8 protein-coding genes are annotated in these 12,771 nt (G+C 36.6%); 6 read left to right on the forward strand and 2 right to left on the reverse strand.

What is annotated here, in order from left to right; genetic code table 11:
- Window positions 1–55: 55 nt before the first annotated feature.
- The 5 genes from AB6735_RS22135 (at window position 56) to AB6735_RS22155 (ending at window position 8,738) form a co-directional block, all read left to right on the forward strand.
- Window positions 56–3,739, forward strand: coding sequence for an amino acid adenylation domain-containing protein (locus AB6735_RS22135; protein WP_370998255.1), 3,684 nt, complete (start codon window positions 56–58; stop codon window positions 3,737–3,739).
- 84 nt (window positions 3,740–3,823) lie between these two features.
- The gene (locus tag AB6735_RS22140; RefSeq protein ID WP_370998256.1) at window positions 3,824–5,458 is read left to right on the forward strand and encodes an ATP-binding cassette domain-containing protein; all 1,635 of its coding nucleotides are present in this window, start codon (window positions 3,824–3,826) and stop codon (window positions 5,456–5,458) included.
- Between the two features lie 16 nt (window positions 5,459–5,474).
- Window positions 5,475–6,176 (forward strand): thioesterase II family protein, encoded by a 702-nt coding sequence (locus tag AB6735_RS22145; protein ID WP_370998257.1) that lies wholly within the window; start codon window positions 5,475–5,477, stop codon window positions 6,174–6,176.
- 76 nt (window positions 6,177–6,252) lie between these two features.
- Window positions 6,253–7,230 carry a TauD/TfdA family dioxygenase gene (locus AB6735_RS22150; RefSeq protein ID WP_370998258.1) on the forward strand — a complete coding sequence of 326 codons (978 nt, stop codon included), beginning with the start codon at window positions 6,253–6,255 and terminating at the stop codon, window positions 7,228–7,230.
- A gap of 65 nt (window positions 7,231–7,295) precedes the next feature.
- Entirely contained in the window at window positions 7,296–8,738 is a 1,443-nt protein-coding gene (locus AB6735_RS22155; RefSeq protein ID WP_370998259.1) for a serine hydrolase domain-containing protein, read from the forward strand.
- Window positions 8,739–8,753: 15 nt separating this feature from the next.
- Here AB6735_RS22155 and AB6735_RS22160 read toward each other — a convergent pair whose 3' ends face one another.
- Both AB6735_RS22160 and AB6735_RS22165 read right to left on the reverse strand, forming a co-directional pair.
- Entirely contained in the window at window positions 8,754–9,869 is a 1,116-nt protein-coding gene (locus tag AB6735_RS22160; protein ID WP_370998260.1) for an exostosin family protein, read from the reverse strand.
- Between the two features lie 30 nt (window positions 9,870–9,899).
- Window positions 9,900–10,712, reverse strand: a complete 813-nt coding sequence (locus tag AB6735_RS22165; protein WP_370998261.1) for a galactosyltransferase-related protein — start codon at window positions 10,710–10,712, stop codon at window positions 9,900–9,902.
- 374 nt (window positions 10,713–11,086) lie between these two features.
- On the opposite strand from AB6735_RS22165, the gene AB6735_RS22170 reads away from it, so the two are divergent.
- Window positions 11,087–12,694 carry an MBL fold metallo-hydrolase gene (locus tag AB6735_RS22170; RefSeq protein WP_370998262.1) on the forward strand — a complete coding sequence of 536 codons (1,608 nt, stop codon included), beginning with the start codon at window positions 11,087–11,089 and terminating at the stop codon, window positions 12,692–12,694.
- Window positions 12,695–12,771 lie beyond the last annotated feature (77 nt).

The following is a 12,771-nucleotide window of genomic DNA, read 5'->3' on the forward strand; positions in this document are numbered from 1 at the left end:
CCTGCTGGAGTTGCTGGCAAACAGCGTTCCTGCTTCTGCGGCAAACCTTCCTGCGTTGAATAAGCCATCAGATATTGTCTATGTGATCTATACGTCAGGTTCGACGGGTCACCCGAAAGGAGTGATGGTAGAGCACAGGGGGGTGGTCAATCGCATCAACTGGATGTGGAAAAATTACGGGTTTGATAATACAGCTGTAGTACTCCAAAGAACCCCCCTTGTATTTGACGTTTCAGTGTGGGAAATATTTTTAACGCTTTGTTATGGTGCAAAATTGGTTGTCTGTAAAAAAGAAATAATATATTCCACCCACCTCCTAGCTGACCATATAAAAGTATACCAAGTAACAGTTGTGCATTTTGTACCATCAATATTAGAGGCATTTTTAGACGATCTGGAAACAAATCAGATCAATCAACTGATTTCACTTGATATGGTCATAGCAAGCGGTGAGGCGCTTACCGTTGAGCTGGTTAAAAAATACTATAAAAAGCTAACGATACCACTACACAATTTATACGGACCCACGGAAGCTTCCGTGGATGTGAGTTATTATGCTACAAGAAGCAATGATACCGTAATTCCGATAGGGAAGCCAATCAACAACATGCAAATATATATCATGGATAAAATGATGAATCCGGTTCCTGTGGGGATACCGGGAGAAATTATTTTAAGTGGGGTAGGGCTCGCAAGGGGGTATCTTAATCTGCCCGACCTGACTAAAGAAAGATTTGTTATTAACCGTATAAAACCTGAAAACCGGATTTATAAAACCGGAGATGTTGGCTGTTGGCTCCCTGATGGGAATATTGAATATTTAGGAAGGCTGGACAATCAGATAAAGCTTCGAGGACAAAGAATAGAATTGGATGAAATCGAGACGACAATAAATTGTTTCAAGGGAATTACAAGTTCAGCAGTAATAGTCAGGGGAACAGAACAGAACAAGTTAATAATGGCCTATTTTAAAAGTAAGGATGCCGTAGAAATTCCAAAGCTAAAGGCTTTCTTAAAAGCAAAATTGCCAAATTATATGCAACCGTCGTCCTTAGTGAGCGTAACAGAATTTCCTTTAACGAGTAGTGGTAAGTTGGATAAAAAAGCGCTGCCAGATCCAACGGTAAATTTGAACCCCGAAATAACAAAACAAAAGCCAAGAAACAATACAGAACAGATCGTATATGAAATATGGGGAAAAATATTAGCGAATGGGGCAATAAGTATCTATGATGATTTTTTTGAATCCGGAGGCAACTCTCTTAAGTTACTAAGAGTTTTTTCTCAGTTAATTATATGGGGAGCTGAACTCAATATCTCAGACTTATACAAATACTCAACAATCGCAGAGATCTCAGAAATCATCAGGGCAAGAAATGGAAACGACGCACTAAATGCAGCACTGATGTCTGGAAAAGTCATCCCGACACCATATCAAAAGAAATATCTAAATAAAACATCCCAAAAGTCAACGGATAAGGTACAGTCAATACTATTTTACGCAGACGATAAAGTGAAATTAGACACGGCTACAGTTATTATAAAGAAATTGCAGGAACATCATGATTTATTACGCGCAGGCTTAACGGAGAATAAAAACAAATCAGGTTTTTTTATCCACGAAATGGATTACCCTGTTTCAATTCAGTATTATAAAGTTCGAAATGAAGAATCTGAACCTCTTTTCATTAAAAGAGTTACTGACGAAATCAATGATGAAATCGATAAAGAAAAGCAGGGACTGATGAGGACTGCAGTTTTTGAGCTAAAAACGAGATGTTGCATATATATTGCAATACATGGGGCAATTATCGATTATGAATCCTGGAACATTCTTTTACAAGACTTAAATACTCTTTACGAACAATACCGGGAAGGCAATGCTTTGGAGTTAGGCGCGAAGACAAGTTCCTTTAAAAGCTGGACAAAGTACCTGTATAGCTTTGCGGAAAATAAAAAAGGAAAGAAACAAATCAGCTATTGGCAAAATATAGATTGCAAAGAAGTATCCTCCTTCAGAGCTGCAAAGCCATTTAAAGAATTTGGCACCAATACAGTTGTTCTGGATCATAAGGTGGCCGAGTTATTATTAAAACGATCAAATGCTGGCTATGGGATGGACATCAACGATATGCTTCTTTGTGCAATCGGAATTGCTTATAGTAAATGTTTCAACAGCAATAGATTTCTAGTTGATGTGAAAGATAACAGACGGCAAAAAAATCTTGGCGGACTAAATTTCAACAGGACAATTGGGTGTTTCACAAATGAATATCCCGTTCTAATGGAGTTTTCGCTAGAAGAGGATTGCTTATCAATGTTGGATAAGGCCAGGAGTTTACTGTCAACCTTGCCTGAAAATAGGTTTGTTTACAGCCTATTTAACAATGTTTTCAGCCCGGCAACTTTGTTGTCAGATGAGTTAACACCTGAAATATCCTTTAATTATCAGGGACAATTTAGTAATGTCCTTTATCAGGGTGAATTTAAGGCAGACCAAAGGTCGCTAAATGAACAAGGTTTCGCAACAAATGACATTTTTGCACTAGATATTATCTGTAGGATTGAAGATAATCTATTGATAGAGATACGTTATGCTAAAAGCCAATATGATCAAAAAGAAATCCAAAACTTTGGCGATACCTGCTGGAAACTGCTTTACGAGATTATTGAAAAACTACTTATTTTGACAACCAGCGAAACAAGTGAAGGTAATGAAGACAAGGTTACTGCGGACGAAATTGCCATCAGTAATTATTTGAACGTTGATAATTATATTCCCGAATCCGGTATCGATCTTCCCAGAAAAACCATCAACAAGATTGAAAATATTTTAACCGGCGTTTGGAGCAAGATACTGAATAAAGATAAAATGGCTATCGATAGCAATTTTTTTGAATGCGGTGGCCGATCAAGTATTACCCTGTTTTTAACCTACGAAGTTTATCTAAAATTGAATTTTAACCTTACTTTAAATGACCTGTTTAATTATCCGACAATTGCTGAGTTGGCAAAATATCTTTATGAAGGGGAACCGGATGGTAAAAGTCAAATTGTAAAGTTAAATACTTCAGATGCACGGAACCCATCCTGTTTTATGATTCCTCCAGCGGATGGGATACCGTTGTCCTATATTCCTCTTGCAACATCCCTGGAAAATCATTTAAGCTGCTATGGGTTTCTCTTCGATGGCTATTTCCAAAATACAGGAATGGCTAAATCAAGAGATGAACTGATTGAAAAGTTCTCCGCGGATATTTTAGATATTTTACCTCATGGAGATGTGATACTGCTTGGGTATTCATGGAGTGTATCTGTAGCGTTCGACTTGGCAAAAAGACTCGAACTTTCCGGCTTAAAAGTTAAACTGATACTGCTTGAAGCTTACATTAACAATAAACCTTATAAGGATTTTCCAAATCTTGAGGTAAGGGATAACGAGCGTCTTTTTGAAGTGTTTTTTGATGGAATGCCCCAGGTTTATAAAAAACAATTAAAAAAAGTATTTCTGAACAGCAATTCAATTTCGATGGGTTACACAACAGTCGGTTCCATTAAGGGGAATATTCTCGCGATTGAAGCCAGGGACAATAACAATAAAACAGATATGCAAATCTGGCTAAATTATACATCCGGCAAAATTGTGCATGTGCTGATCGATGGAAATCACGAGACCATCATGGAACAAAAGAATAAGGAAAGCATAAAAAAACATATCCTGTCATTTATAAAAAACTAAATTCTTTCCACAACCGGCTTAAGGCCGAAGGAAAGAAAATCAATTGGATAAAGTTACTATTCATTACTTTAAGATAACCACTGAATGGAAATATTTAAAATATTACAAAATAAGTCAAAGTACTTTTATTTATTTCTTATCGCTTTGGGACTCACTAATGCGGTTTGGAACAATGCTTTATTACTTTTAATAAACAGCAAAATCACCAATGTGCCATTGCCTTATTTCAAGGATAATGCTTTATTGATTTTTATCGTGTTAATAATCATATCTTATTTTGTGAGTAGATTTTTCCAAACATTTATGTTGAAAATGACAGTCGGATTATCTTATGATAGTGGCATATTACTTTTTCAAAAAGTCCGGCTTTCTTCTTACGAGGACTTCAAAAACTATGGAAGTGAAAAGGTATATTCATATTTACAGGATACCGAAATTATCAGTCAGTTTCCCAATCATTTTATCGAAACTTTTAACTCGATCATAATTTTGATCGTTGGACTCGTTTATCTTTCTACAGTATCATTGTTCGGAGCTCTTGCCGTATATTGTTTATTGGCAATATTAGGTTTCATGTACTATTTCAGAACACAGGAGACCCAAAAAATTATAGATAAAACCAGAGCTCTTACGGATGATTATCATAAAAATATCCATGATCTGCTAAATGGGTTTAAAGAGATAAAAATGAGTACGGTCAAATCAGAGAATTTATTTGATGAACTCGATAAAAACAGAAATACGGTAAAAGAACTTACTATAATAGCTTCTGTGAAGTGGCTTAATAATGAATTGTTAGGAAGGTATTTCTGGTTCATCTTAATTGGGGTTATTTTATACGTACTACCGCAGTATTTTGCGGTAGATTCCAAGATGGTGACCGGTTTCATCATCACGCTGTTATTTTTAATGGGGCCGATTGCTTCTTTGATTGCCTTTATTCCATATTATTCCAGAATGAAGGCATCCATGAAAAAGCTTAATGAGTTTGATCTTCAGATTGATTGGGTAGAGGGAACTGCTGGCAATAACGCCGAAAATGAACAACTAAACGAAGATTTCAGCAGTCTGAATATTCGAGATCTGGTTTATTTTTATGATGGAAATAAGGATCAGTTTTCGATTAAGGTTGAGCACATGGTGATTTCCAGTGGGGAACTAATTTTCATTACAGGGGGGAACGGAAGTGGGAAGACGACATTCCTAAATATATTGGTCGGACTTTTGCGACCAACTTCCGGACAAATATTTTTCAATGGTCACCTTATAACAAAAAACAATTATGCTAATTACAGAAATCGGATAGCTGTAGTCTTCGCTGACAATTATATGCTTTCCCAAAACTATGACGATTTTGAGATTAACCATCGGAATAAAGAGCTTTTAGAATATATCACTTTAATGAAAATCAATGAAATTGTTACTATTAATGAAGAAAAAAATAAGTTGGATATAGAATTATCCAAAGGCCAGCAAAAACGGATCAGTCTCATTTATGCATTATTGGAGAATAAAGATTTGCTCGTACTTGATGAGTGGGCAGCAGATCAAGATCCTTTTTTTCGGTCATATTTTTATAATTATGTCCTTCAGGATTTGAAGATGAGAGGTAAGACGGTTATTATCGTCACACATGATGACATGTATTACCCAGTTGCGGATAGAATTATCAAATTCAATTTCGGAGAAACAGAAACTAAGTTAAACTTCAGAAGCTAATATAATATTAAAACTAATGAACGTCATTTTCTTACCCTATGCGGGCGGATCTCAGTATTCCTACTCTGGCTTTACCGGGGCGGCTAAAAGGAATGGTATTAATATAATACCAATAGAAGTGCCTGGAAGAGGGTCAAGGATAAATGAGCCCCTACTGGTCAATATTTCTGATATGGTAAATGATATTTTTGATCAGGTAAAAGATCATTTGAAAGCTCCTTATGGTATTTATGGACACAGCATGGGGACAATTCTAGGTTATCTCCTGACAAGAAAGATTGTTAATGAAAATCTAAATAAACCTTGCCACCTTTTTTTTTCCGGCAGCGGAGGGCCATCTGTAAAAGATCAGCAAGTTTTACGGCATTTACTTCCCCGGAAAGATTTTATCGATAACTTGATTAAACTGGGAGGATGTCCGGAAGAAATACTGAATGACAAATACATGATGGATATTTTTGAGCCGATAATAAGGGCCGATTTTCGGCTGATCGAAACTCACCGGCATGAAGTTGAAGTGGCTCTGGATATACCTATAACAGTTATGATAGGCACTGAAGATAAAATCTCTCGTGCCGAGGCAGAAGCTTGGCAGGCTGAGACAGAAAAGAAAATCGAGATAATTAAATTTCCCGGGGGGCACTTTTTTATTTTCGGACAAGAGGGTAAAATCATCGAAATAATTTTAAGAAAAATAAAAGGCCAGCAATACGGATGACAGCCAGGTTAATCAAGCAATCATCAGATAAGTGAAGTAAATGCACATTTGTCTTACTCGATTTATATCAATTTATATGAAAAATTTACCAAATATGTATTCAAATGGCGATGTGCGCATCCATGCGGATAAATTTCCAGTGGTTATTGAGTTTACCGCCCCGGTGAAAATTGAAGATTTTTTTCAATGGTACCAGGGCAGTATAGAAGCCGTAAATTCGAATTTATTAACGAGGGGAGCTGTTCTTTTTAGAGGTATTAAAATAAACACTGCCAGCGATTTCGAGAAATTAACCAATTTCATAAATCCGACCCCGTTTGATTATGTAGACGGGAATTCGCCAAGGACGAAACTTACGTCAAAAGTATATACATCAACGGAATACGATTCCAGCTTACCGATTACCCTTCACAATGAACTTTCATACGCAAGTAAATGGCCATCCAGGCTGATGTTTTGTTGTATTGTTGCCGCACAAGCCGGCGGAGAAACACCAATAGCTGACTCAAGGGAAATTTTTTTGAATATGGACAAGCGGTTAATTAAGGAGATCGAAGAAAAAAAAATAAAATACATAAGAAATTTACATGGCGGAAGGGGATTAGGCCCTTCTTGGCAAAGTACCTTTGAAACGAATGAGATGGCTGATGTAGAAAGACATTGCCGCGAAAATGATATCAGCTACCAGTGGACGAGAGGTGGAGGAATAAAGCTTATTCAATTAAGGGATGGAATTATCCAGCATTCCATTTCAGGCGAAAAAGTTTGGTTTAATCAAATTGACCAGTTTCATCCACTCCACCTGTCAGCAGAGATATATGAAAGCCTGCTTTCTATTTACCGGAAAGAAGAAGATTTACCGACGTATGTTTGTTTCGGCGACGATACGGAAATTACACGGGATATGATTGAGGAAATCACCTCCACGATCAGGACGTTGGCTGTTGTGAGTCCTTGGTCTGAAGGAGATCTTCTTTTTCTTGACAATGTACTGGTTTGTCATGGACGAAGGCCTTATAAAGGGAATAGAAAGATTCTTGTTTCTATGACCTGAATTAATTAGCCCAAGGTAAAATTAAACGAAACGATCATCATCCTAGTCAAATAAACAGCAATTTTATGAAAAACAATAATTTTAAAGTATATACCCCTTCAAAAGAAAATTTTATAGAAATTATACATTGGAGTGTGAAAATTGGCCTTTTAATTTGTTTTTTATCGGTCAGTTCATATTCCCTTGCACAACAGGATCACCGGACATTTCCGGAGGTAGGTTCTCAATTAGACCAGTATCTTAATTCTGCCGTTACCGCCAATGCATTTAACGGATCGGTACTGGTCGCCAAAAAAGGCCATATCATATTAAAAAAAGGATATGGATGGAAAAACTATTCTAAACATACACTGAATGATGAGAATACGATATTTCAGATAGCGTCACTAACTAAATCTTTTACAGCCACGCTTATCATGAAGCTCCAGGATGAAGGGAAATTGTCTGTTAACGACAAGGTCACTAAATATTTCCCGGCTTTTCCGCAGTGGCATAAGATTTCTATAAAGAACCTACTTGACCATACGTCAGGACTTTATGATTTTGCCCAAGATATAGGGCCTGAAGATTCCCTATTAGTTTCACATCCTGTTACACAAAATTATATTTTACACAAATTTACTAATAAGCCACCTGCATTTAAGCCTGGTGCAAAGTTCAGATACAGTAATTCAAATTACTATCTCCTTGGAATGATAATTGAAAAACTTACCGGAAAATCTTATGAAAAAGTTGTAAGAGAGACTATTTTCAAACCTTTCCATATGGATCATTCCGGCTTTGATTTTATTCATCTTAAAAGCCCTCTAAAAGCAACGGGTTATCAAAAATTAAATGGAGAAATTCAAAAGAAGGCTTTTTATGTCGATTCTACTATTTATTTCTCTGCCGGGGGGATTTATAGTACAGTTGGCGATTTGTATCAGTGGACAAAGGTATTAGCTGAAAAATCAATCCTTACGCAAAAATCCTGGAAAACAATGCTTACTAAAAATCTTGGCAATTATGGATTTGGTTGGTGGGTTGATACCTTAAGTAAAAAAGCTGTTATCAGACACAGCGGAGGATTGATCGGTTTTAAGTCGTATATCACATATTTCCCCGACCAGGATGTTACCATTATAATATTGAATAATGTCGGTGATTATCAGGAAAGCCTTGATAATTTAAATAATGATCTGGCAGCAATCGTGTTTAATAACCATTATTCCTTATGGAAAACACCGAAAGAAGTAAAACTCGACAACGACGCGGCAAAATATTTTGTTGGAACATATACTTTAAATGACCAGGATGAGATTGTTATCACCAAAAAAGATGGGCATTTGAATGTATCATCAAGAGATAACAAATTTCCAACTCTTATTCTTTATGCACAATCAAGGAATGTATTCTTTCAGAAAACTTATGGGAGTATCTTTAAATTTATAACCGGCGCTAATGGCAGGGTTGATCATCTCACCATCTTTGAACATGGGAAATACTACAGCTGGAAAAAAGTCAAGTGAACATTTTACCAGTATTTACAGATCTCCGCTTTTTGAAAGTAATTTTTCGGTCAGAGCCTCGCAAACCAATCTGATCAAACCGGAGGCTGTAAACCAATGCTGGTTTTTATGTACATTAACCATCAGATTCTCTATTATGTGTGGCTGAATATTTTCAAGGATGGCATCTATTTGGTTTAAGGTATGTTCCGGGTAAGTTAAAGTGAAGCTATCCCATGGGATAATGGAAGAAAATGGCTTTATATAAGAATCGGACAATATAACAGGGATAGAGCCGCTTAAGATAGCCTCAAACAATCTGAAAGACCATGATGTGATTCCCCGGGGACAAAGCGTAAATGTACTTCTTCTGGGTATATCAATAAACGGATTAGACTCATGTTTGGTAATGACCTGATCAGCGCTCAGTAACAAAGAATTTTGAATGTTTCTCTCTGCCAATCGCTCCCAGACAGTGCTGTTATCCGGACTCCTTATAAATCCGGCCGGCCAGCCTTCCTTGTAAAACTCTCCGACAAAAGAAAATAAAAACTCTTTTTTGGACAAATAAGGCGATATAGGTAAAATTTCAATAAGTGGAAAAATGGCAATATCACTAAAATAGAAATCGATCGTGGATTCAAAATGTATAAATATATCAGAAGGCTGAACAAATTCTATGACTAAGTCTTTTGTAGTAGGTAAACTCTTTAAAAGGGCTCTTTCAAAGGTGGTAGATCTGTTTACCGATTTCAGACAGAAATCCCCTATTGAAAACAAGATCAACTGTTTACCAGGGGCTGATTTTCTTATTTCCGCTACCAGTTCCCGAAGTTTATAAGCTGACAATTCAGAATGAAAATATAAGTTAAGTGCTAATACCACAAAATCAGCTTGGGCAATATCTGCCGTCAGGCAAAGTGTTTTTAAATTGTTAATCAAGATCTTAAACGTACCATAATCCTCTTTATACAAATCATTGTTTACCAGATAAAGATTTTCGTTTACAAATTCAATTTCTGGTGGAACTGGAAAAAAGAACAGTCTTGGTAATTTTCCTTTAAAATTAAGATTTAAATTATTTTGATGAAAAGCTATAAAAGATTCTAGTTTGAGCTTTCTGTCCGACAGATAAGATGCTTTCTGATTCATTTCACTCATTAAGGTTTGAGATTTCACCACTTAGGGCCAGGGAACAATTTCTACGTTATTTAAGGCAATATCTTCATTAAAAGTCCCTTCGTAGATCCCTTTAATATAAAACTGCAATGCAACCATTGAGTTTATCTTCTCATGTTCCTCTATTGTTTTTCCTTGGGTATCTCTTAATGAATCATCATGGGTTAAATGAGTCATCGATCCCATTATTTTAACGCCTACATCAAGCTGTAGCTGAAGCCTTATTAATAAGTCATTATCTTCAAACCCCCAGCCGATAAAATTAGAGTTCATTCCGTTAACGCTTAAAAAGTCTTTCTTTTTTAAGAAAATAATTCCATTCCCTATTTTACTGTAATAATTCACCGGCTGGCGCTCCATTCTGATTCTGGCGGTCCTGCCATTTTTTGCCTTGATATCCAAATATACCATGACTTCGTCCAACTGGGAATTGTCATATAATTTCTGTTTATCATAAGAGGATTCAAGTACTTCATCGATAATTACAATATTATTATTATCAACATGTGCCAGCGCTTCTTCAATAAAGTCTTCGGTTAATATCATATCTGCATCCAAAAAAAATAATGTTTCAGACGAACTTGACAAAGCGCCAATATTCAGTGCAAGACATTTGTTGAATTTCTTATATAATATTTGAACTATTCTGATATTATCATCGCAAAGATGTTTAATCATTCCGGGGTCTCCGCCTACATTTGATATGATTACTTCGGCCCCATACTTTTTGAAGATCGATTTGTTTGCTTGCAGGGTTTTTAGAATTTCCGGTCTGTTATACCAGGGAATAATAACAGTAAATGCTGGATTTTTCATAGATTTTTATATGCTTTATTATGGATATAAGCGTAGTTTAGGTGTTTAATTATTAGTTCTGCTTTTGTATAGCGGAGATTTATCTTGAAATTTCGCGAATACTGTATAGGTAACCCAGCCGGCTCTTCCTCTTGTAAGTTTGTCAAACTAAATATTTTCAATATTGTTTTTTTGTTAAATAATTCTGCAGGCGTTCCAACAGATATAGTTTTACCAAATATAAAATATATAGATCTATACTACTAACCTAAATATGATTTTATGCCCCTTTTGTTGAAGATATAATTAATTATTAATTATAAACTTTCAAAATTAATTTTTACCTTGAGAGATATTATTATAATAAACGAACAGCGAATTTGCCGTGTGGTTGTATGCCGAATTATAAAAGAGAAGTCTACCTTAAACCCAATGTTGTCATTGAACCCTTAATTGATAAATGGTATGCCTGGAGCCACCTAATAAGCCCTTGTACTGCTGCGATGAATATCGTGGAAAGGCATATCAAAATTATGGAGTCTTTCATTTTGGCACCTAATGTTCATGAGCAGGCAGTAAAAAACCCCAAAATGCTTGGCGGCCCTTTTATGGACTTACCGCCTGATAGAACCGGCATTGTAAATGATTTATTAAAGACGACTTTAGAAAGCCGAAAGTCTCTGATAGAACTTGCAAATGGCATCAGAGAACTGAACCGCCTATTGCTTGGAGAGGCCTCAGGATTCGGGTTGGAAAATCTTTACGAAAGGATTCCGTCACTTCTTAGAGGTTACGTGGAATTATTTTATGATCTGAATGGAAATCCCGGTTTTCGTTTTTTTGAAGCACTGCTTTATGAAAGTGCATTTTATGATGAGAGCACTCAAAGTATAGCATTGTGGTTAACGAATAACGACCGGCGTCCATTTTGTTTAAGCACACCGCGACTTGCTGATTCTCAAGCAATAGACATCCCGATTCCTTTTAACAGGGACAGCATCGACAGCCTGGCCCGAATGAAACGTAAGGCAAAGGATTTTGAGACAATCAAACAGGAATTAAATATTCCCCCGGAAGCGCAGGAATTATTTGCAACATTCTTTACTGAGGAAGCACCCGGCGCATACCTGCCTTACAATGGAAACAAGATAAGAATGCGTTATTTTGGACATGCCTGTATCCTGATTGAAACTGATGGGATAAGTATTTTGATTGATCCTCTTATAAGTTATTATGGATATCATTCAACAGTTGAGCATTTTTCTGATTATCATTTGCCTGAAGAGATCGATTATGTGCTGATAACTCATAACCATCAGGATCATATTTTACTGGAGACCTTGCTTCCTCTCAGGCATCGGATAAAAAAAATGATTGTACCTGCAAGTCACACAGGTAAGCTTGAGGATCCGGATCTGAAAAGGATGTTTAAAAAAATAGGATTTCAGAATGTTACTGCCATAGAAGAAATGGATGTCATCAAGTTTGACGATCTGACTATAACGGGCATACCGTTTACTGGTGAGCACAGTGATCTCAATATTCTGTCCAAATCCTGTTATCTGGTTAGTATAAATAGCTTTAAGCTGCTTTTTTTTGCAGATTCCCGAATTGTAGAGCCGGAATTATATCATAACATTCAAAAAATTACGGGAGATGTTGATGTGATCTTTTTGGGAATGGAATGTGACGGAGCGCCATTATCATGGCTGTATGGCCCCCTAATGCCGTCCAGACTCTCCAGAGATAAGGATTCCAGCCGCCGTCTGTCGGGTTCAGACTGCAGTAGGGGGCTTGCCCTGGTCGATATTTTTCACCCAAAAGAGGCTTACGTTTATGCGATGGGTCAGGAACCGTGGGTCGAATTTATCAGTAGCATAAAATATACCGATGATTCCAATCCAATTATACAATCAGATATGTTTATTTCTAAATGTAAGGAAATGGGAATTAAAGCCGAAAGACTTTTTGGGGAAAAAGAAATTTTGTATGCAAAATCTTAAAGTTCTGGTCTGTCGCCCATGTAGCTTATGACCTGATTACTTGGCTTTTTTAATAATGGAAGTATCATCTGTGCGGT

Origin of the sequence: Mucilaginibacter sp. RCC_168 (assembly GCF_041355315.1) — a bacterium.
Taxonomy (GTDB): domain Bacteria; phylum Bacteroidota; class Bacteroidia; order Sphingobacteriales; family Sphingobacteriaceae; genus Mucilaginibacter.